Origin of the sequence: Vibrio sp. Hal054 (assembly GCF_037162405.1) — a bacterium.
GTDB classification, from domain to species: Bacteria; Pseudomonadota; Gammaproteobacteria; order Enterobacterales; family Vibrionaceae; genus Vibrio; species Vibrio diazotrophicus.
In genome coordinates this window covers 374,746-397,594 of record NZ_JARLUT010000001.1, presented here as the reverse complement: position 1 = coordinate 397,594, position 22,849 = coordinate 374,746, and the positions used below count along the sequence as shown (strand labels likewise).

Below are 22,849 nucleotides of genomic sequence, written 5' to 3'. Positions count from 1 at the left end.
GGATTCATGCGTGTTTGTGTTCAATATCCGCTCTAAGCAAGTCCAATAAGGAGAACAGAACATGATTCAATTTGGTACTGGTGGCTGGCGCGCATTCATTGGTGAAGAGTTCACCAAAGACAACGTGCGTTTAGTCGCCCAAGCGTTAGCCAATATCATTAATAGTGAAAATGTGGCAAATGAAGGTTTTGTGATTGGCTATGACCGCCGTTTTCTTTCCGACAAAGCCGCAAAATGGTTTGCAGAAGTGTTGGCTGGCAACGGAATTACCGTCAGCTTTATCGACAAATTCGTGCCGACACCTGTAGTGATGTATAAGGCAAAGCAGCTCGACTGCGCTTACTCTGCGTGTATTACCGCCTCTCACAACCCAGCCGACTACAATGGCGTAAAAGTGTTTATTCGTGGCGGCCGCGATGCCGATGAAATTATCACGAAGAAGATCGAACAGCAGATCGCAACACTGATGTTAAGTGACGTAACATCCATTGAATTTGATCAAGCGATTCAGGATAAACAGATTATTGCGATCAACCCAATGAATGAGTTCGTCGATTCGATCATCGACTTTATCGACATTGAAGCGATCAAAAAAGCCAACTTACGTGTACTGATCGATCCTATGTTTGGCGTAGCAAAAAATGCGCTGCAAACGGTATTGATCAATGGCCGCTGTGACGTCGATGTGATCAATGATGGTAAAAACCCCGACTTCGGAGGTTTGATGCCATCACCAAATGCAACGACCTTGTATCGCTTGCAACACCTAGTCAAAGATGAAGGTTACGATATTGGTATCGGTACCGATGGTGATGCTGACCGCCTTGGCATCATCGATGAGAAAGGTAATTTCATTCACCCTAATGAAGTATTGATGCTGCTGTACTACTACTTGCTTGAATACAAGGGCTGGAAAGGCTCAGTGGTACGTAACATCGCCACCACTCATCTGTTAGATAAAATCGCCGCGGATCACAACGAAAAGAGCTTTGAGGTTCCCGTAGGCTTTAAGCATATTAGCTCACAGATGGAAGCCGATGATTCACTGTTAGGCGGAGAAAGCTCTGGCGGTTTAACCATTCGCGGTCATATCAAAGGCAAAGATGGCGTGTTTGCTTCCAGCCTGCTGGTTGAGATGATCAGTGTTACAGGCAAGAAACTGTCTGAAATGCTGGACGAAATCTACGCTCGTTATGGCTACGCCTATACAGCTGAAGGTGACTGCAAATTTAAAGCTTCAGAGAAGCAAGCACTGTACAACAAAATCTATGTTGAGAAGCAATTGCCAGACTTTGAATTTGAAATTGAAAAAGTTAGCTACGAAGACGGCGCGAAGGTTTACTTCAAAAATGGAGGTTGGGTCATTGCCCGCTTCTCAGGTACTGAACCTTTGTTGCGTATTTTCGCAGAGATGGAAGACAAACCTACCGCTGAGCGTGTTCTGCTACAAATGAAGACGTTTTTGTCTTTGTAAGAAATCTTAAAATAATCAAAGTGGTTATGATGAAGCAAATAGACAAAGGCATGGATGCCCTTGTCTAAGCGAACAGGAAGTCTTGAGCGGTTTGCGTAATCATATCCACTTTCATTCACCGCACAACTACAGTCAACAACACTACAACGTCAAATATCGGGTAACTTAGTTAGTATTCCTCAAAGTAGTTGGCGTTGCAGCTAGGCGGCAAGTGAGTGAATCCCCATGAGCATAGGTCGCTATGTGATTGGGGTTTACGAAGGCAGCCAACAACGCTGCAGCGTCAAATACGAAGAGGATCAGAATGCGAGAATACCTTGCTCATCAATCTCCACTACCACCTTCTGCCCTACCAAAATAGCCTGAGCTGACGTCGCCAGAAGTTTAGTTCCGTGCACATCAATCACGTAACGACAGTGGTCGCCCATAAATTGCTGCTCTAGAACGGTGACTTCACCTTTATCTAAAGACTGAATCAATACTTGCTGAGGACGTAGCAATAGTTCACAGGAGGCGCCAACCGCAATTTCAGTCTGTACTTGCGCTTCCAAGGTTCCAAGAGGCGTGTCAAACAGACCTTGTGTATTACGAGTCGCTGGCAGATAGCTACCACCACCAAGAAAATCTGCAACAAACTTGCTTGATGGTTGATAGTAGAGCTCTGAGGCAGTGCCAAACTGTTCAATGACACCGTGATTCATCACGGCCATTTTATCGGCAAAGGCAAATGCTTCTTCCCGAGAGTGAGTGACGAAAATCGCTGTCACGCCCTGCTTTTTGAAGATTTTACGAATCTCTGCGATCAAATCGTGACGTACTTGAGTATCGATATTGGAAAACGGTTCATCAAGTAAAAGAAGATCCGGTTTGTAAGCCAGCGAACGTGCAATCGCAACGCGTTGCTGTTGTCCACCAGAAAGCTGATGAGGGTAACGATCACCAAATGAGCTAAGATGAACCAGTTCCAACATCTCCTGAACTCTGCTGTTACGTTCAGCCGCAGATAAGGTTCGCAAGCCAAAGCCAACATTCTCTTCAACGGTTAGATGTGGAAATAGCGCGTAATCTTGGAAAATCATACCGATATTGCGTTTTTCCGGTGCAAGCCAGTTGGCTCCATCATCGATGGTGACGCAATTTAAGCTCATATGTCCTGAAGTTAAAGGCAGTAGTCCTGCAATCGCTTTAAGCAGGGTTGTTTTGCCACAACCACTTGCCCCAAGTAAGCAAACAATCTCACCTTTATCAACTTCAAGTGATAGAGACTCCAGTACCGTTTGAGTGTCGTACTGACAAGTGAGGTCTTGAATGGAAAGTGCGCAGCTCATCAGTGATTTTGCTCCAGAGAACGGTTAACAATTACAAGCGGGATTAAACCAACCAGAACCAATAATACGGCTGGCAAAGCGGCAAGTTCTAAATGCTCATCAGAAGCATAGTTATAGACGTAGGTAGCCAGCGTTTCAAAATTAAATGGGCGTAGCAGCAATGAAGCATTGAGTTCTTTCATCGACTCAATAAACACCAGCAAACCAGCAATCAGAGCACCGCGACGCACCAGTGGGAAATGCACTCGCCACAGCATACTGTTTGCCTGACATCCCATTGTTCGGGCAGCCATATCCAGTGATGGAGAGACTTTGTTTAAATTGCTTTCGATACTGCCAATCGCAACCGCAGAGAAACGCACTAACATAGCGAAAATAATCGCAAACATAGTGCCAGAGAATATCAGCCCCGGTCTGCCCCACTGCATCGCTTTAGCGATATCGTTGACAATGTGGTCTAGCGTTAATACCGGAACCATTACGCCGATAGCGAGTACAGTTCCCGGAACTGCATACCCCATAGAAGATAAACGCATCAAAGCAACACTGGTTCGATTCTGTTTTAGGCGGGCATAGAAATTAAGAACCAAAGCAACGCTAACAGCGACAATCGCCGCCGTTAGCGACACTTTTAAACTGTTAAGCGCATATTGACGAAATTCTTCTGTCCAACTTTGCTCAAAGTAGGTGTACGCGTAACTGATCAACTGCATCAAAGGAAAAATGAAAGCCGTTGCGACTAATCCCCAACACCAAAACAGGGCAAGCCATTTTTTCCATCCACTCAAATCGTAACGGAAATCTTCATGGCTATTAAACTGAGTCTGGTAAAGCTTCTGCTTGCGTCGGCTATAACGTTCGGCGCTAAGCAATAGCAGCACTATTACCAACATAATGGCTGAAATTTTAGCGGCGGCATTAAGATTGGAATAATTTAACCAAGTGTCATACACCGCTGTTGTCAGTGTGCTGATCGCAAAATAATTAACCGTACCGAAATCACCGATAGTCTCCATTGCCACCAGCGATAAAGCAACCGCAATAGATGGACGAGCCAAAGGTAGAGAGATGCGTCTAAAGCTTTCCCATGGCGTGCATTTGAGCAGTCGCGCCGACTGTAGCAGAGAAACGTTTTGCTCCATAAACGTTGCTCGGCACAATAAATAGACGTAAGGATAAAGCACTAAAGCCAGCACAAGGCTGGCTCCGGCTAAACTACGGATATCAGGAAACCAATACTCTCCGGCTTGCCAACCGGTTAACTCTCTTAACCACACTTGTACTGGGCCAGCATAGTCAAACCAGCCAGTAAAAATATAACCCACGATATAACCGGGAATCGCTAAAGGGAGCACCAAAGCCCATTGAAGAATTTTTTCTCCGGGAAGCTTACACATCGCCATAATCCATGCACTTGGTATCCCAAATAGCAGAGATAAAGCCATCACACTGACGACAAGAACAATGGTATTTTGAGCATAGGTGGGCATCACTGTTGCCATCAGATGAGCGAAGACGTCATCCGTGTGGCCAACAGCGGTAAAAAATATGGCTAAGATCGGCAAAACCAGTAGTGCTGCCAAAACAACACTACTGGTTTTCCATACAAGATGTTTTTCTTTCATTGCCTATTACAACAAGACAATTTGAGATGCATAAACAGGTGCAAAGACATCTCATATCGCTTTTAAAAGAAGGGGGAAATACTCCCCTAAAAAACTAAAGATCGAATTTTACTTCATCCAGCAGCTTGATGGCTACCGTATGGTTGTCAGCAATTTCTTCTAAAGGTAGTGAATCAGACTTAAAATCACCCCAAGATGCGACAAGTTCAGAACGCTTCACGCCTGGTTTCACAGGGTATTCGAAGTTCACTTCTGCATACATATGCTGAGCTGTTTCACCCGTCAGGAATTCCATCAGTTTCACAGCATTGTCACGGTTTGGAGCGTATTTAGCCATAGCCATACCGCTCACATTTACGTGTGTACCTTGCGCATTTTGACCTGGGAAGTTGATGTATACTGACTCAGCCCAAGTTTTTTGCTCTTTATCTTGAAGCATTTTACCCAAGTAGTAGCTATTACCTAAAGAAAGATCACATAGTCCTTCTTTAATTGCACGCACTTGATCACGGTCGTTACCTTGAGGTTTACGAGCAAGGTTCGCTTTCAAACCTTCCAACCAAGTTTTGGTTTCTGCTTCACCGTAGTTAGCAACCATAGATGCAACTAAAGCGATGTTGTATGGGTGCTTACCGCTACGAGTACAAATTTTACCTTTATACTCAGGCTTTGCTAAATCAAGATAGTTAAAGTCGTCGCCCAATTTACCAACGCGATCACGTGAAGAGTACACACTACGAGTACGAATGGTGAGTGCAAACCACTCATCGTTGCTATCACGGTATTGAGCAGGAATGTTTTCATCAATGACAGAGCTGTTCACTGGCTGAGTTAATTTCTTATCAGACAGTTCAAACAGACGGCTAAACTCAGAAGTCAATACGATATCAGCAGGGCTGTATTCACCTTCTTGCGCCAACTTCTCTGCAATACCTTCTTTTGCAAACTTCACGTTTACCTTAATACCAGTTTCTTTGGTGAACTCATTAAACATTGGTTCAATAAGGAAAGGTTGGCGGTAAGAGTAAACATTCACTTCTTCAGCAGCCATTACAGAAGGGGCTAAAGTGCTTAATGCAAGTGCAGAAAGGGTAAGCATCTTTTTCATCAATTAAACCTAATATGTAGTGATAATGATAACGTTTTTTATTTACATAAATTATATTGAGCATTTTTCCGGAACACAATCGTAAATAATAAAAAAACCTGCTACATGAGCAGGTTTTTTAGACGAAGTTCTAATTATTGATTATTTAATTACTGAGAACTCTGGATAGGCTTCAACACCACAGTCATGCATGTCCATGCCTTCTAACTCTTCTTCTTCAGATACTCGGATACCCATTGTCGCCTTCAGGATAGCCCAAACCACTAGGCTTGCTGCGAATACCCAACCGAAGATAACCACTGCTCCTAGAAGCTGAGAACCAAATGATGCACCTGAGTTGCTTAGTGGAACAACCATTAGGCCGAAGAAACCACACACACCGTGTACAGAGATAGCACCCACTGGATCATCGATTTTTAGTTTATCTAGAGCAATAATGCTGAACACTACGATTGCGCCCGCAACCACACCGATGGCCACAGAGTAAAGTGGTGATGGTGATAGAGGGTCTGCAGTGATAGCAACTAGACCAGCTAACGCACCGTTTAGAACCATTGTTAGGTCAGCTTTGCCCCAAGTTGTTTTACACACAAGTAGTGCTGCAATTGCACCCGCCGCTGCTGCTGCGTTAGTGTTTAGGAAGATTTGACCGACTGCAGTTGCGTTCTCGAAATCAGAAACCATCAACTGTGAACCGCCGTTAAAACCGAACCAACCGAACCATAGGATAAATGTACCTAAAGTAGCAAGTGGCATGTTTGAACCTGGAATTGGGTAAACCTCACCATTCTTACCGTATTTACCTTTACGAGCACCGAGTAGGATAACACCAGCCAAAGCTGCTGCTGCACCAGCCATGTGTACAATGCCAGAACCTGCGAAGTCACTGAAACCAGCTTCAGATAGGAAACCGCCGCCCCAAGTCCAGTAACCTTCCATTGGGTAGATAAATGCTGTTAGAACAACAGAGAAGATTAGGAATGCCCATAACTTCATACGTTCAGCAACGGCACCTGATACTACAGACATTGAAGTTGCAACGAATACTACTTGGAAGAAGAAATCTGACTCTAGAGAGTGGTCAGCGCCTTCAGCTTGAGAGCCGATTAGTGTACCGAATGAAGGTAACCAACCCGCTTCTGCGTTATCTACGTACATGATGTTGTAACCAACGATTAAGTACATAGTGCACGCGATAGCGTAAAGCACAAAGTTTTTGGTCAGAATTTCAGTGGTGTTTTTTGAACGAACCAGACCTGCTTCCAGCATTGCAAAACCTGCTGCCATCCACATTACTAATGCGCCTGAAATTAAGAAGAAGAAAGTATCCAGTGCGTAGCGTAACTCCGCTACAGTTACTGACAGTTCCATAATAGTTGTCTCCAATCCCTGATTCTTAAAGTGCTTCTACGTCCATTTCGCCAGTGCGAATACGAACAGCTTGACTTAAGTCATAAACAAATATTTTACCGTCACCAATTTTGCCTGTATGAGCAGCTTTGATGATTGCTTCAACAACACGGTCTACGTTGTCTGCCTGTGTAGCGATTTCGATTTTTACTTTAGGTAGGAAATCCACTTGGTATTCCGCACCACGGTAAAGTTCTGTGTGACCTTTCTGACGACCGAAGCCTTTTACTTCTGATACTGTCATCCCTTCGATGCCAACATCAGCTAGCGCTTCGCGTACATCGTCAAGTTTGAATGGTTTGATGATTGCGTTTATGAGTTTCATCGCGTCCTCTCTGAAGCTGTAGTCCATTAACTCTAATCCCATTCTAGTAATCCAAGGTACGTGCCAACTTTTCAAGCCATTGATATATATAGATTTAGAGTGATATCGACTCCAAAAAAAGAAAGGGTTGCACAAATATTGTGCAACCCTTTCCCAATAACAATGCGTTAAAGCCATTCTTCACCACTTAAGTGCACATTGTAAAAGTCAGTCAACTAATAGGTTTGGATGAACTCACTCCACTGTCTCATCATTGATTCAAAATCTTCCAAACCACATTCTGCGGTGCTTTCACTATCGTAAAGCTCAAATTCGCTTTCAAACTCAATATCATGACTGTAGCCAAGCGCGTTTTCCTGCACGGTCACTTCACTCCCTAACACCGAAAGAGAGATCTCTTTTCCTGCCAGTTTCAACTCTTTTGCTGGACTTTGGTGCACTTGGTCGAGTAACAAAAACACTTGCTCAATCTTTGTGCGATCTTTACCTATCTCTTCCTGCAACCAACGAGCCACTATCTGGTGCTCCATATTGCAGCTAACGTAATACTCACCCATTAAGGTGTTTTTCGTAAATTCAAATTCCATGGGTTTCTCTATTGATAACGAGATCAGGTACTATTATCGGCAAATTCGTATTCTAACGCCATTCTCAGCATGAAACTAAACGAAACTATCGCTCGCCAAATCGTTGAACGCACCATGAAAATCATCCCTTATTCCGTCAATGTTATGGATGAACAAGGAAGAATCATTGGTTCAGGAGACCCGTCTCGCCTGCAACAAAAACACGAAGGAGCGGTATTAGCCAGTACTGAGCGCCGCGTGGTTGAAATCGATCAAGCCACCTCTGCCCGCCTTAAAGGCGTCAAGCCGGGGATCAATTTACCAATCGTGCACCACGAACAAGTATTGGGTGTTGTGGGGATTTCTGGCGAGCCTTCGCAAGTCCATCATTATGGTGAGCTAGTGAAGATGACAGCTGAGTTAATCGTCGAGCAAGCTGAGCTGATGGAGCAAGTGCAGTGGGATAAGCGTCATAGAGAAGAGTTGGTGATGCAACTGATATCTGCAGAAGAGAGCGACGAGCAAAAACTCACCACCATTGCACAACGTCTCGATATCGACATCAATGAGCCCAGAATCGCAACCATCATCAAGCTGATAGCACTGGACGATAACACGCTAACGCTAGAACATATGCAGCATCTTGTTCATCTGCTTGAATACCCTGAGCGTAATAATCTCGTCGGTATTTTATCGGTTTCAGAACATGAGGTGGTGGTACTCAAACCTGCATCGGTAATCGGTGATGAGTGGAATCCGGATAAAGAACGTCAACGCGTAAAATCATTGCTTAAACGTATCAATAAAGAAGCAGGATTTCGCGTGCGCGTTGCGGTGGGAGACTATTTCCCTGGCATCAATGGGCTCACTCGTTCATATCAAAGCGCGAAAACTACGTTACAAGTAACACGCAAACTAAAAGGTACGATTTTCTTTTTCCACGATAATCAATTACCCGTTTTACTCAGTGCGATGCAATATCAAAACTGGCAGAGAGAAAAACTGCTCACTCCATTATTGGAACTGCAAAAACATGACCGTCAGGGGATGCTGCAAAAGACTATCGAAACATATTTGTTATTAAATTGTGATCCAGCTAAAACCTGCCAAGAGCTACATATTCACCGAAATACTCTGCGTTATAGGCTTGATAAGATTAATGAGAACATATCACTAGATATCAATAAGTTAGAAGACAAAATACACTTATATTTGGCATTGAAATTGTACTAAATAAACGTAAAAAATGTTCAAATGCACAATTTAAATTCAATTTAACAACTCAATCCTGTGCAATTGCACAATTCAATTCATTTAAAAACCACGATAATGCCCCTAGCTAGTGAGAAACATACAAATAAACATCATCTCTCGTTAGCTAATTACTCGTCGAACCTGAAAGATCGACCAACAAACTTACCGTCCTTAACCCTACTCGGAGTTTTCACATGGAGCTGATACTCATATTGTTGGCGGTGATTGGCTTTATCGTCATCGCTACTACAAAGTTCAAGTTACACCCATTCTTAGCATTAATCAGTGCCGCTTTTATCGCTGCATTTGCTTACGGCTTACCCGCTGATAGCATCGCTAAAACCATAACCAGTGGTTTTGGTGGAATCCTAGGCTACATCGGTTTGGTAATCGTCTTAGGTACCATTATTGGTGTTATCTTGGAAAAAAGTGGTGCTGCTATCACTATGGCAGATAGCGTCATTCGTATTTTAGGTGACCGATTCCCTACCCTAACAATGACAATCATCGGCTACATCGTTTCCATTCCTGTATTTTGCGATTCTGGCTTTGTTATTTTGAACTCACTTAAAGAGTCACTCGCTAAACGTCTGCGCACTTCCAGTGTTGCAATGAGTGTAGCGTTAGCAACAGGCTTATACGCAACCCACACCTTCGTCCCACCAACACCAGGTCCTATCGCCGCTGCAGGTAACTTAGGTCTGGAGTCGAATCTTGGATTAGTTATTGGTGTCGGTGTCTTTGTTGCCGCAGTTGCTGCTCTTGCAGGTATGCTTTGGGCGAATCGCTTCAAAGACGTTGCCCCAGATAACATCGACGAAGCACATCAAGAACTAAACCAAGATTGGAAAGCACTGAAAGAGTCTTACGGTAAGCTACCTACGGCTGGTCAGGCATTCTCTCCGATCTTTGTGCCAATTCTGTTTATCTGTTTAGGATCTATTGCAAAGTTCCCATCTTACCCATTGGGTCAGGGAATTGTTTTTGATGTTTTGGCGTTCTTAGGCCAGCCTCTGGTTGCACTGTTTATCGGTTTGCTACTTTCTATCCGTCTGCTTAAATCAGACGACAAGGCAGAAGAGTTCGGTCAAAGAATCAGCCAAGGCATTACATCTGCTGCACCTATTTTGCTAATTACAGGCGCTGGTGGTGCATTTGGTGCAGTACTGAAAGCAACAGAGCTAGGCAGTTACTTGGGTGAGACCTTATCAAGCTATGGCGTAGGTATCTTTATGCCATTTATCGTAGCTGCCGCATTGAAAACCGCACAAGGCTCTTCAACAGTTGCACTGGTTACGACCTCAGCTCTTGTCGCTCCGATGTTAGCTCAACTAGGCTTAGATACTGAAATGGGCCGAGTTCTAACAGTTATGGCGATTGGTGCAGGTGCAATGACAGTGTCTCATGCCAACGACAGTTTCTTCTGGGTTGTTTCTCAGTTCAGCCGCATGAGTGTGGGTTTGGCGTACCGCGCACAGACCACTGCAACATTGATTCAAGGTGTTACAGCCATGGCGCTGGTTTACCTATTAAGCCTGATTTTACTGTAAGAGAGAGTTCATGAAGATAGTTATTGCACCTGATTCTTTTAAAGAAAGTTTGTCCGCAATGGAAGTGGCGACTGTTATTGAACAAGGGTTTAAACAAGTCTTTCCTCACGCAGACTACGTCAAAGTACCGATGGCAGACGGTGGCGAAGGCACGGTGCAATCCTTGGTGGATGCAACGGGTGGCCGCATTATCGCTTGCCAAGTAACCGATCCACTGGGGCAACCTGTTGAAGGTTTTTATGGACTATTGGGTGACGGTGATACTGCCGTCATCGAAATGGCTGCGGCTTCCGGTTTACATTTGGTTCCTCAAGCAAGCCGAAATCCACTGTTCACAACCTCATACGGTACAGGTGAGTTGATTCTGGCTGCTTTGAATCACAACGTAAAACGTATCATTGTTGGGCTCGGTGGCAGCGCCACTAACGATGCTGGTCTAGGCATGTTACAAGCTTTAGGAGTTAAGTGTTTGGATGCGCAGGGTTTAGCTTTGCCAGCTGGTGGTTCTTCGCTAAACAAGCTTGCCACCATTGATCTTTCAACCTTGGATACTCGTCTTCAGCAAGTGGAATTACTGGTTGCTTGCGATGTGGATAATCCACTATGTGGTGCTCATGGTGCTTCTGCCGTATTCGGCCCGCAAAAAGGGGCTACACCAGAGATGGTAGAAACTCTTGATCAGGCTTTGAAGCACTTTGCTGACGTGGTTAAAAAAGATCTTAATAAAGATATTTTGCCTCTTTCTGGTGGCGGTGCTGCCGGAGGAATGGGCGCCACTTTAGTCGGAGTGTTGAACGCGGAGCTACAACCGGGCGTTGATATCGTTATTGAAGCAATAAAGCTTGATAGCTTGGTACAAGATGCCGATCTAGTGATCACAGGTGAAGGGCGCATAGATAGTCAGACCATACATGGGAAAACTCCTATCGGTGTCGCACGCACAGCCAAACGTTATGGTAGAAAAGTGATCGCGATTGCAGGATGTTTTACACCTGACTATGGTGTGGTTCATGAGCATGGTTTAGATGCAGTCTTCGCGATTGTTAACCGCTCCGTTGATCTTGATACTGCATTAGAGGAAGCTGAACTTAACCTGCTGCAAACATCAAGCAACATAGCTAGGTTGCTCAAGCTCGCTTAACAATAGCAAGTTTTCTCCAACAGCTAAAAAGCCACTTATCCAAGTGGCTTTTTTATTTTTCATCAACAAGTGGCCATCTTTATCACTGCCATCCGCTTTGAATTGATAATAAAAAAACCGCCGATTTTCATCAGCGGTTTTAATCATTATAGTTTCACCAAGGTTACTTATGCTGGCTCTTGGAAAATTACCGTGTCAGCTTTCTTGGTGTAATCCGCCATGCGGTGGAAGTTTAAGTAACGGTATGTATCCGCAGCGGTTGCATTAATTTGCTCTGCGTATTGTAGGTACTCTTCTTTAGTCGGGATACGACCTAGAATTGCACCAACAGCTGCCAGTTCTGCTGAAGATAGATACACGTTTGCACCAGTACCGAGACGGTTCGGGAAGTTACGTGTTGACGTAGACATTACCGTTGATTTGTCCGCTACGCGAGCTTGGTTACCCATACATAGTGAACATCCCGGAGTTTCAATACGAACCCCAGCACGGCCAAAGATACCGTAGTAACCTTCTTCAGTTAGCTGATCGCGGTCCATCTTAGTTGGCGGAGCCACCCATAGACGCGTTTCTAGCTGACCATTGAACTTCTCAAGCAGTTTACCTGCCGCACGGAAGTGGCCAATGTTTGTCATACATGAACCAATGAACACTTCATCGATTTGAGTGCCTTGAACGTCAGATAGAAGACGAGCGTCATCTGGATCGTTTGGCGCACAAAGGATTGGTTCTTTGATGTCAGCAAGATCGATTTCGATTACGTGAGCGTACTCAGCATCTTTATCTGCACTCATTAGCTCTGGGTTCGCTACCCACTCTTGCATCGCTTTAATACGACGTTCAATGGTACGAACATCACCGTAACCTTCAGCGATCATCCACTTAAGCATAGTGATGTTTGAGTTTAGATATTCTTCGATTGAAGCTTGAGACAGTTTCACTGTACAACCTGCTGCAGAACGTTCTGCAGAAGCATCTGAAAGTTCGAATGCCTGCTCAACCGTTAGGTGCTCAACACCTTCGATTTCTAGTACGCGACCAGAGAATTCATTGATCTTACCTGCTTTCTCTACAGTCAGTAGACCTTGCTTGATGCCGTAGTAAGGGATGGCATGTACTAGGTCACGTAGTGTGATACCTGGCTGCATTTCGCCTTTGAAGCGAACCAAGATAGACTCTGGCATATCAAGAGGCATAACGCCTGTTGCTGCTGCAAACGCAACCAGACCAGAACCCGCAGGGAACGAGATACCCAATGGGAAACGAGTATGTGAGTCGCCACCAGTACCAACGGTATCAGGAAGCAGCATACGGTTTAGCCATGAGTGAATAACACCATCACCCGGACGTAGTGATACGCCACCACGGTTCATGATGAAATCAGGCAGTGTATGGTGAGTATTCACGTCTACTGGTTTTGGATACGCTGAAGTATGACAGAATGACTGCATCACTAGGTCAGCAGAGAAGCCAAGACACGCAAGGTCTTTCAACTCGTCACGAGTCATAGGGCCAGTAGTATCTTGAGAACCAACCGTTGTCATTTTCGGTTCACAGTAAGTACCCGGACGAATACCTTCTACGCCACACGCTTTACCTACCATTTTCTGAGCAAGCGTAAAGCCTTTGCCGCTGTCAGCAACAGGTACTGGGCGACGGAATACATCAGATGCGCTCAAGCCTAAAGATTGACGAGCTTTATCTGTTAAACCACGACCAACGATCAATGGGATACGACCGCCAGCACGTACTTCATCAATCAGTACGTCAGTTTTTAGTTTGAAGGTAGCCAGTACTTCACCTGTTTCGTGGTTACATACTTTGCCTTCGAATGGATAAACGTCAATTACGTCACCCATGTTCATTTTCGATACGTCAACTTCGATTGGTAGCGCGCCAGCATCTTCCATAGTGTTAAAGAAGATCGGAGCAATCTTACCGCCCAGTACATAACCACCAGCGCGTTTGTTTGGAACAAATGGGATGTCGTCACCCATGAACCAAAGCACAGAGTTAGTCGCTGATTTACGAGATGAACCCGTACCTACAACGTCACCAACGTACACTAGCTGATGGCCTTTCTCTTTAAGCGCTTCGATTTGCTTAATTGGACCAATGCTGCCTGGTTGATCAGGATTAATGCCGTCACGTTCGTTTTTCAGCATTGCTAAAGCGTGTACAGGAATATCAGGACGAGACCATGCATCTGGTGCTGGTGACAAATCATCCGTGTTTGTCTCACCTGTCACTTTAAATACAGTCAGAGTGATTTTTTCTTGTAGCGCAGGTTTAGACAGGAACCATTCTGCATCAGCCCAAGATTGAAGGACTTGTTTCGCGAATTCATTGCCTGCTTTTGCTTTCTCTTCTACATCATAGAAAGCATCAAACATAAGCAGAGTATGAGATAGAGCTTCAGCAGCAATTGATGCAAGCTCCGCATCATCAAGAAGTGAAACCAGTGGCTCGATGTTGTAGCCACCTTGCATGGTGCCTAGTAGCTTTGCAGCTTTTGCACGACTGACTAGAGGAGAGGTTACATCCCCTTTCACGATAGCGGTTAGGAAACCCGCTTTTACATAAGCAGCTTCATCAACGCCCGGAGGGATACGATTCTCAAGTAGATCAAGGATGAATTCTTCTTCACCTTGAGGGGGATTCTTTAACAGTTCAACAAGTCCAGCAACTTGCTCTGCATCTAGGGGTTTAGGTACAACTCCTTCTGCGGCACGCTCTTCGACGTGTTTACGATAGGCTTCAAGCACGACTTTTTCCTCTCATTGCGGTTCACCTAAATAATTATAAAAATGTAAGTGAACATCCTTGGAAACTTGGCTCTCCGTTGCCCTTGTTTTCATTCAAATTTGACTGAGAAACAGCGCCCTAGAGGCCAAACTGTGGGCGACAGAATAGCAAATTTAACGATAAATTAAAATCTCATCATTTTGACCAACATAGCAACTTAAGACTAAAGTTTGACGATTCTCATCATTAAACTTTGCTCTGCATTACTTAAATGTTGTTCCCAGAATCAAATATAAAGAATCAAAATTGCGCTCTGTACGTCCATAACCGAACATAATTGGCCCTATTGGTGAATCAACACCTGTAAACACAGACGCTGCACCATACAAAGGGGCCGAATGTAGACGTAAATCAGGGTCAGACCAAACGCCTCCGTACTCTATCGACGCCCCAAGATATACCGGTGACGTGAAGAGTCCGAAATCGTTGTCAAACCAGCGATAACGGTAAATCAGGCTAGTATACGCTTTGTTTTGTCCAATCAAACTGTTACGTGGAATGCCGGATAAATTCAAGAATCCACCAATAGTTTTAGGATCAATGGGTGTGGAAGAGTTCTTACTTTTTACAATTCCGTATTCTGCATTTCCGACCAAAGTATGGCGTTTATAGCTCTCTGCGGCGACGAATTTAGACGACATTTCATACACAGTATCTTCGCCATCTTCTTCCAACACAGACGAATTAGAGTAGGAATCATCATGAGAAATGAGAAATTCCAAGTCAAAATAAACACCTTGAGTCGGCAAACTGAAACTGTCTAAGGTGTCGACCCGATAACTAGCAAATAGCCCTTGGCGTTTAAAAGAGACATCACCAACATCAGGTAAATTTGACAATTCCGCACTACCGTCTGTGTAACGAATACCGATTTTCGCTTCATTCCACAATGCTGTCTGATACCCAACCGCCGCTTCTGCTACCCACTCCAAATAAGAGACAGGTACATAATTTTTGCTCGCTTCTAAATTAGTATCATCAAATCCACTAACCGGAACATTTCGCTTGTCGTTCGTGTAGCGACCTAACAGAGTGGTAAATGCTTTTTGAGTGGAGAATAAAGGAGAATAAAATTCAGCTTCAAGACGTTTATCCGTACCACCATCCAAATTAATCATCACTCCTGCACCACTAGAGTTCAGATCAGTAAAGTTAGTCGAGATACCAATCGAATATTGGCTGTCAGTGGTAAAGTCGTCTTCTAAGAAAAAGCGGAAATTGGCATAGTTTGGCCCCCACGATTTTTCTCTAACATCGACGACCAGCTCTTCATCACCCTCATTTTCTTGATATTTGTAACTGACCAGTTCAAATCTATCTAATGCATAAAGATTTTCAACGCGCGCTTCAATTTCTTCGGTCGTCAATGCTTTACCTTCTTCAAGATCCAAAAGGTTTTGCAGTAACAAATCGCTGTAATGAGTGTTGTTATGAAGAATAACTTTGTCGACAACAACTTCATCACCATGTTTCAGTTCACGTCTTCTTTCTTCTTTTTCATCAATGTATTTCTGATACTCAGCACTGCTCAGTGATAAATGAGATAACGCCTGCTGATTTTCCATCGCTGCCTGATAGCCCTTCTCAAAAGCATCTGGCATACGATCAAATTCCGTGGTCTCCATCTGCCCCACTTGAGGCTTCAGAAAAACATCATCGTCCGTCAACATATCAGCTTGGTCTTGAGTGCTGCGGCGAACAAGATAGTTTGACAGTTGATCGGCCATGGTTAAGAAGTTGGTAAAGTCTTCCTGAGCTTTGTAATCCGTACTGATATCTACCGCAATGACGATGTCCGCGCCCATTTCTCTGGCGACATCAACAGGCATGTTATTGGTGACACCACCGTCCACCAGCAGATGTCCATCAACTTCATAAGGAGGTAACGCGCCGGGAACCGACATACTCGCCATCATGGCGTCAACTAAATAGCCTTTATCGAGTACCACAGGTTGAAGTTCAACAATATCGGTTGCGACCGCACGATAAGGAATGGCCAGCTGATTAAAGGATTCAAACGGAGAGAGGTTGCCAGTAGTCACACGCAGAATGCGTAACATGTTCTGCCCTTGAACCACGCCTTTTGGAGCGCGCACTTCCCACCAGTGAATACCTAAATCCGTTGTCAGTTGATAACGGTCTTCGTACTCTTTATCACGCACAAGACGTTGGCTACGACTTACGCGATCGCGATAACCACTGTTCCAGTCAACGCTATAAATCAGGCTTTCTATTTCAGAGGCGCTCATACCCGTGGCATACAAACCACCAACATAAGCCCCCATGCTAGTGCCTGTCACGATATCGACAGGAATGTGCATTTCTTCCAGCGCCTTTAACACACCGATATGTGCCGCACCTTTAGCACCGCCGCCTGCGAGTACCAATGCAATTTTAGGGCGTTTGGGTTGGGGCTGCTCTATTTGAATAGACTTCGTTTGTGGATCCGCTGCGTTAGCGAAAACGCTAAACGGAGCCACCACATTCGCCAAGCAGATAAAACAGAGTAACTTATAAGTCACACTACGCCCTCAATCCCTTAAAATTCAAATTACTATAAACTTCGGTCTCTACCACTGGAAGAGTTTTTTTATCCATTCCACTGGGCGATTCTCACACTGCTTCTTCCAGTCGCCATTCGGATCCCAAACCGGAAGTTTAAAATCGTTGCCACAGTCCAGAGCGAGAGCACCACTGCTCTTGTTCGAGAAGCCCACCGTGGTGACACCATTCGGCCATGGCAGGATCAGTTTCTCTGGAATCCGATATTGCAGATATTGAGCATAAACACGCAGAGCACCACTTGAGCCAGTTAAAGCTGTGGGTTTGTTGTCATCTCGTCCGAGCCAGATTGTCGTTACTTCTCGACCATCAACACCAACGAACCAGCTATCTCGGCTGTCATTACTGGTACCTGTTTTTCCTGCTAGCGCAGCCCAAGCAAACTGGTTTTGCAGGTAACGTCCAGTTCCTTCTAACACCCCACGTTTCATGGCGTATGTGGTGAGCCAAGCCGCTTGTTGATCGACAGCTTGATACACTTTAGGAATCGACTGGTATAGAACATTGCCTTCTAAATCCAATACCGAACGTAGCGCAGACATCGGCGCTCTTTTACCTGAGTTGGTTAACGTCTGATACATCTGTGCCACCTGATAAGGTGAGAGCGAGAATGAACCAAGTAACATCGATGGCACAGGGCGAATTTCACTTTTATCGACACCCAGTTGCTGCAAGGTATCTGAAACCTTATCGATACCCAGTGACATCCCCAATTGCACCGTTGGCACGTTCAAAGATTTAGCCAGAGCCATGTACAAAGGCACATCACCGCGGTACTGGCGGTCAAAGTTTCTTGGACTCCAGACGCTACCTTCGCTGCTTTTCAAAGAGATCGGCTTATCGACTAAAGTTGTCGATAAATTGTATTTTTCAGGCTGAGCCAATGCGGTGAGATAAACCGCTGGCTTCACCAGCGATCCAATCGGTCTTCGCGCATTAAGCGCACGGTTGAACCCTTCATAGCCAGCTCGTTTACCGCCCACCATAGCGCGAATTTCACCACTATGACGGTCAACCGCAATCGCTGCGGCTTCCAAATCTTTGCCTGCCGTTTTTTCTAACTCTGGAACTTTATTAGCGATCGCTTGTTCCAGTTTGGCTTGCGATACAGGGTCAAGAGAAGTGAAAACTCGCAATCCTGAATCTGATTTAAAATCACGCCCCAGTTTTTCATTCAATTCAATAGAAAGCTGCTGGAAATACGCTGGCTGACGGCTGGCAATGCGCGCCACTTTTTGTACGTCCAACGGACGAGTCACCGCTTGCTCGTACTGCTTGGCGGTTAGGATGTCTTGATCCATCATCAGACGCAGAACTAAGTCTCGACGCTCTTTTGCTCTTTCTGGATAACGCATTGGGTTGTAATAGGAAGGACCTTTAACCATACCCACCAGCAGTGCCAGTTGATCAATGCGCAGTTCTTGTAGCGGCTGCCCAAAATAAAGGCGAGACGCCAGACCAAAACCATGCACGCCTTCTTTACCATTCTGACCTAAATACACTTCGTTCAGATACGCTTCCAGAATGCGGTCTTTGCTGTAACGGTAATCAATGATCAGCGCCATGTACGCTTCACGCAGCTTACGCCACAAGGTTCTGTCGCTGGACAAGAAGATATTTTTAGCTAATTGCTGAGTCAGAGTACTGCCACCTTGTACTGTACGACCCGCTTTGAGGTTCACCATCATAGCGCGCGCAATGGCTAGTGGAGAGACGCCATCGTGTTGATAGAAGTGTCTGTCTTCGGTGATTAACAGAGCATCGATCATCACTTCAGGGAACTGCTCGCGACGTAAAAACAGACGCTGTTCTTGAACATCTTTCTCAAGCATCCCAAGCATCTTGGGTTCTAAGCGCAGATAGCCCAGGTCACCCTTTTGCTCCAATGACTGAATACGTTGTACACCGTTTTCATCGAAGTTGATCATAACGTGACGATCTGGTTCAGGTCCGTCAGAAAACTCAAACGGACGACGAATCATCTCAATACGTGTTGAAGACGCGGAATACTCGCCAGCATATCTCGGGTTAGCGACTTTCCTATAGTTCAGTACATCAAGCTCATTACGAAGCTCTTTAATACTTAAATTGTCTCCGGGTGCAATCTCCAGAATTCTCGCGTAAACAACCGTAGGCAAATCAAATAGCTGCCCTTCAAAACGGTGCTTAATCACACTATCGAGATAAATACCGGCAAAGACCAACAAAGCGATGACGGCGACACCTACTTTCCAGCCAATCCCCCACAACCGCTTTAACCAAGACTTAGGGCGGTTCGGTTTGTTTGACGGAGTGCGAGATCTTGAAGACGGTTTAGCCGACGTTTTTCTTTTACTTTCCGATTTCGGGTTACTGCGTTTATTTGTCATGAATTCAATTGTCGTTTTGTTTTAGTAGTTGCAACGTGATTTGCAGGATCGTCTGGCCAAACATGTTTCGGGTATCGGCCTTTCATCTCTTTTTGCACTTCTTTATATGCACCAGCCCAAAAGCCAGCGAGATCGCGCGTCACCTGTAATGGTCTTTGCGCTGGTGACAGAAGTTCCATCACGATCGCTTGACGCCCTTTGGCAATAACGGGTGACGATTTTTCACCAAACACTTCCTGCATTCGAACCGATAACACCGGCTCTTTACCACATTGATAACGTATTCTCTTATATGTTCCGGTTGGCAATACATGGGCAACTGGCAACCATTCATCTAACTGCTGATTGAGCGGCCACCCCAACCGAGCATTAAGTGCTTCAATAAGCGGTACTTTCTGCAAAGCTTTCACTGAGGTAATGCCAATCAAGTAAGGTTCTAACCACTCTCTTAGATCGTTTAATAAGCTTGCGTCATCCATCGCAGGCCACTCTTCATCATCTAGCCATTCAATGCCACAGCGCACTCGTTCCAACCACTGTACGGTTTCTTCGCTCCAGTTTAAAACCGAAAGGCCTTTACGCTCGACATAATTAAGCAAGGCTTGCGTCATTTTTTGTTTATCTGGCTCAGGTAACGCTCGACGGCGAATAGCGAGCTCTCCTAAACAGCAACGCTCTTCAGCGACAAGCCGCCCGGCTTTTTCATCCCAATCCACCTGCTCACTGGTCACAAATAAAAAGCCAAACTGAGATTCCAAAGCATCGATATCCAGATCCAGTGCGCAAAAGATCCGGCTGGACTGGCTTATTTGGTTTGATGACCCCAGCGAACGCATAAGATCAAGAGCGACCACATAATCACTTCCCGCCAGAGGTTGTGACTCATCGATAAAAGCACCATGTCCGTTTGCCAGCAAAAACTGACCGTATCCCTGACCTCGCTTCTGAGCAATACGGTCTGGAAAAGCTAAACAAGCGACCAGAGGCAACAATGAACTCTTTACCTGACTAAGAGAAAAAACCGCATCCAGCTTATTGGCTAAGGTATTCGATCTTTGCGTCATTTGTTTAGATTTAGGGTGACTTCCCTGTTGCCAGCGATGCAAACTGTGTTGCAAATCGAGTATCTGTCTTTCAGGCTCTTCAAGCAGCGCGGCTAATGCTATTGCGCTATTAAAAAGTGCGGAATTCTCGTTTTCCACTTTTAGCAACATGGCTGCAATTCGGGGTTCAACACCCAAGCGATGCGCCTCTTTACCCATTGCTGTTAACTGATTTTGCTTGTCCATCAGACCTAAAGATTGCAACAGAGATGACGCCTGATTTATCGCTGATGTCGGCGGTAAATCTAACCATTGCAGTTCATTAGCATTTTTGACACCCCATTGAGCCAATTCCAGCATCAGAGGTGCAAGGTCACTTTGCAAAATTTCCGGCGCTGAAACTTTCGGCTGCTGATTAAACTGAGCTTCACTGTATAAACGTACGCAAATACCTGCTTCTAAACGACCAGCACGACCAGCACGCTGTTCGGCGGACGATTGAGCAATCCGCATCTGTTCTAAGCGGGTGATTCCGGTTTTCAAATCAAAACGTGCCACGCGTTCCAAACCAGAATCCACCACCATGCGAATACCTTCAATGGTCAGTGATGTCTCCGCAATGTTGGTCGCCAGAACCACTTTACGCTTTCCTTCTGGCGCAGGCGAAATCGCCTTTTGCTGTTCGGCAAAACTCATCTGTCCGTAAATCGGGCAAACATCGACTTCACTTGGAAGGTCATTAAGTTGCTCAGCTAAAGCCGTGATGCTGGCAGCACCCGGTAAAAAAGCGAGTAGAGAACCTTGTTCGTTAGATATTAAGGTTCTGATTTGTTTTGCCATTGCAGGAACCAAAGGCTCATTAACACCGATGGGCTGATAACGAACATCAATCGGATAACCGCGACCTTGTGACTCAACATATTCAGCTAAAGGTAATAACTGTTGCAGAGCCGCTTGATCTAACGTTGCAGACATCACGATGATTTTAAGATCGTCACGAAGCACGGATTGCACTTCTAAACTGAGCGCCAAAGCCGTATCAGCATGAATGCTCCGCTCGTGGAATTCATCAAAGATCAATGCACCGATGCAATCCAACTCTGGATCGTTTTGAATCATGCGCGTCATAATGCCTTCAGTCACCACTTCCAAGCGGGTATCACTGCTGACTTTTGTTTCTCCTCTCACCCGATAACCCACAGTTTTCCCGACTGATTCACCCAGTTGCTGAGACAGGTAACGAGCAATGTTTCTCGCTGCCAATCGTCTGGGTTCAAGCATAATAATTTTCCCATCAACTAAACCCGATTTCAGTAACGCGAGCGGGAAATAGGTCGACTTACCCGCACCGGGAGCCGCTTTTAAAATCAGTTGGGGAGAATGCTCAACACCTGCAAGCAAATCAGGTATTACTGCGAGAATCGGCAGCTGTGACAAGAGAATGTCCTTATGTTTAAATATCCCAAATTAACAACCAAAGCATTGTACATAAAAACAGTACAGGGATCTCGATGCAATTTATACCAGCGCTTGAACGCGCCACATTAATTAAACGCTACAAACGATTTCTGGCAGATGTTGAGTTAAAAGATGGAAAGCAAATCACTATTCATTGTGCCAATACCGGTGCGATGACGGGGTGTGCTGAACCGGGAAACCAAGTTTGGTATTCAACCTCCGACAATCTTAAGCGCAAGTATCCTAATAGCTGGGAACTAACAGAAACAGCGCAAGCCCATCGAATTTGCATCAATACTGCGCGAGCAAACCAACTTGCGGTTGAAGCAATCCAAAACGGCACAATTACAGAACTGCAAGGTTATGAGCAGTTACGCACAGAAGTTAAGTATGGTACTGAAAATAGTCGCATTGATATCTTGCTCTGTAGCGAATCTAAACCAAACTGTTATGTAGAAGTGAAAAGCGTGACTCTTTTGGATGAGCGCAATATCGAGACAGGGGAAGAGAATCAAAGGGTTGGACAAGGCTATTTCCCCGATGCCGTTACCACTCGTGGGCAAAAACATTTACGAGAGTTGTCGGAAATGGCACAAAATGGGAGCAGAGCCATACTTTTGTTCACTGTTTTACATTCGGGGATTGAAAAAGTCTCACCAGCTCGCCATATAGACGCGAACTATTCACAATTGTTAACAATGGCACAAGAAGCGGGCGTGGAAGTTCTGTGCTACAAAGCAGAACTTTCAGACAATGAAATACAACTTGTATCGGCAGTCGAATTTTCCCATCAATCGTCAAAAAATTGATGAAACCTCCACATTGACGATA

General features: G+C 45.0%; 16 protein-coding genes. 5 read left to right on the top strand and 11 right to left on the bottom strand.

The window, feature by feature from the left end; all coding sequences use genetic code 11:
* Window positions 1–61: 61 nt before the first annotated feature.
* Complete coding sequence (locus tag P4S58_RS01860; protein WP_112403397.1) at window positions 62–1,474, top strand: phosphoglucomutase/phosphomannomutase family protein; 1,413 nt, start codon at window positions 62–64, stop codon at window positions 1,472–1,474.
* 299 nt (window positions 1,475–1,773) lie between these two features.
* On the opposite strand, the gene P4S58_RS01855 is transcribed toward P4S58_RS01860, so the two are convergent.
* From P4S58_RS01855 to P4S58_RS01830, 6 genes are all read right to left on the bottom strand, one after another.
* Entirely contained in the window at window positions 1,774–2,802 is a 1,029-nt protein-coding gene (locus tag P4S58_RS01855; protein ID WP_102968076.1) for an ABC transporter ATP-binding protein, read from the bottom strand.
* The gene (locus tag P4S58_RS01850; RefSeq protein ID WP_102968075.1) at window positions 2,802–4,427 is read right to left on the bottom strand and encodes an ABC transporter permease; all 1,626 of its coding nucleotides are present in this window, start codon (window positions 4,425–4,427) and stop codon (window positions 2,802–2,804) included. Before P4S58_RS01850 ends, P4S58_RS01855 begins: the two co-directional genes overlap by 1 nt.
* A gap of 94 nt (window positions 4,428–4,521) precedes the next feature.
* Window positions 4,522–5,535: a Fe(3+) ABC transporter substrate-binding protein gene (locus P4S58_RS01845; RefSeq protein WP_102963227.1), complete on the bottom strand. Its 1,014-nt coding sequence runs from the start codon at window positions 5,533–5,535 to the stop codon at window positions 4,522–4,524.
* 141 nt (window positions 5,536–5,676) lie between these two features.
* Window positions 5,677–6,906, bottom strand: a complete 1,230-nt coding sequence (locus P4S58_RS01840; protein ID WP_042484470.1) for an ammonium transporter — start codon at window positions 6,904–6,906, stop codon at window positions 5,677–5,679.
* A gap of 25 nt (window positions 6,907–6,931) precedes the next feature.
* Entirely contained in the window at window positions 6,932–7,270 is a 339-nt protein-coding gene (locus tag P4S58_RS01835; RefSeq protein ID WP_102954171.1) for a P-II family nitrogen regulator, read from the bottom strand.
* Window positions 7,271–7,485: 215 nt separating this feature from the next.
* A complete protein-coding gene (locus P4S58_RS01830; RefSeq protein ID WP_102968074.1) occupies window positions 7,486–7,857 on the bottom strand; it encodes a YacL family protein in 372 nt (123 codons plus the stop codon).
* Between the two features lie 69 nt (window positions 7,858–7,926).
* Here P4S58_RS01830 and P4S58_RS01825 point away from each other — a divergent pair, with 69 nt between their 5' ends.
* From P4S58_RS01825 to P4S58_RS01815, 3 genes are all read left to right on the top strand, one after another.
* Window positions 7,927–9,069, top strand: coding sequence for a sugar diacid recognition domain-containing protein (locus P4S58_RS01825; protein WP_102968073.1), 1,143 nt, complete (start codon window positions 7,927–7,929; stop codon window positions 9,067–9,069).
* 215 nt (window positions 9,070–9,284) lie between these two features.
* Window positions 9,285–10,640, top strand: a complete 1,356-nt coding sequence (locus P4S58_RS01820) for a GntP family permease (protein WP_102940992.1) — start codon at window positions 9,285–9,287, stop codon at window positions 10,638–10,640.
* 10 nt (window positions 10,641–10,650) lie between these two features.
* On the top strand, window positions 10,651–11,781 hold the full coding sequence (locus P4S58_RS01815; RefSeq protein WP_102968072.1) for a glycerate kinase: 1,131 nt from the start codon (window positions 10,651–10,653) through the stop codon (window positions 11,779–11,781).
* Here P4S58_RS01815 and P4S58_RS01810 read toward each other — a convergent pair.
* From P4S58_RS01810 to hrpB, 5 genes are all read right to left on the bottom strand, one after another.
* The gene (locus P4S58_RS01810; RefSeq protein WP_102968071.1) at window positions 11,746–11,928 is read right to left on the bottom strand and encodes a hypothetical protein; all 183 of its coding nucleotides are present in this window, start codon (window positions 11,926–11,928) and stop codon (window positions 11,746–11,748) included. The genes P4S58_RS01815 and P4S58_RS01810 overlap by 36 nt on opposite strands.
* Before the next feature lie 20 nt (window positions 11,929–11,948).
* Window positions 11,949–14,546, bottom strand: a complete 2,598-nt coding sequence (gene acnB / locus P4S58_RS01805) for a bifunctional aconitate hydratase 2/2-methylisocitrate dehydratase (protein ID WP_102968070.1) — start codon at window positions 14,544–14,546, stop codon at window positions 11,949–11,951.
* Between the two features lie 243 nt (window positions 14,547–14,789).
* Window positions 14,790–17,078 (bottom strand): patatin-like phospholipase family protein, encoded by a 2,289-nt coding sequence (locus P4S58_RS01800; RefSeq protein ID WP_373279111.1) that lies wholly within the window; start codon window positions 17,076–17,078, stop codon window positions 14,790–14,792.
* A 78-nt stretch (window positions 17,079–17,156) separates the two neighbouring features.
* Complete coding sequence (gene mrcB, locus P4S58_RS01795) at window positions 17,157–19,517, bottom strand: penicillin-binding protein 1B (protein ID WP_102968068.1); 2,361 nt, start codon at window positions 19,515–19,517, stop codon at window positions 17,157–17,159.
* Window positions 19,514–21,997: an ATP-dependent helicase HrpB gene (hrpB, locus tag P4S58_RS01790; protein WP_102968067.1), complete on the bottom strand. Its 2,484-nt coding sequence runs from the start codon at window positions 21,995–21,997 to the stop codon at window positions 19,514–19,516. The genes mrcB and hrpB overlap by 4 nt, the downstream gene beginning before the upstream one ends.
* 74 nt (window positions 21,998–22,071) lie before the next feature.
* On the opposite strand from hrpB, the gene sfsA reads away from it, so the two are divergent.
* Window positions 22,072–22,827 (top strand): DNA/RNA nuclease SfsA, encoded by a 756-nt coding sequence (sfsA, locus tag P4S58_RS01785; RefSeq protein WP_102968066.1) that lies wholly within the window; start codon window positions 22,072–22,074, stop codon window positions 22,825–22,827.
* Window positions 22,828–22,849 lie beyond the last annotated feature (22 nt).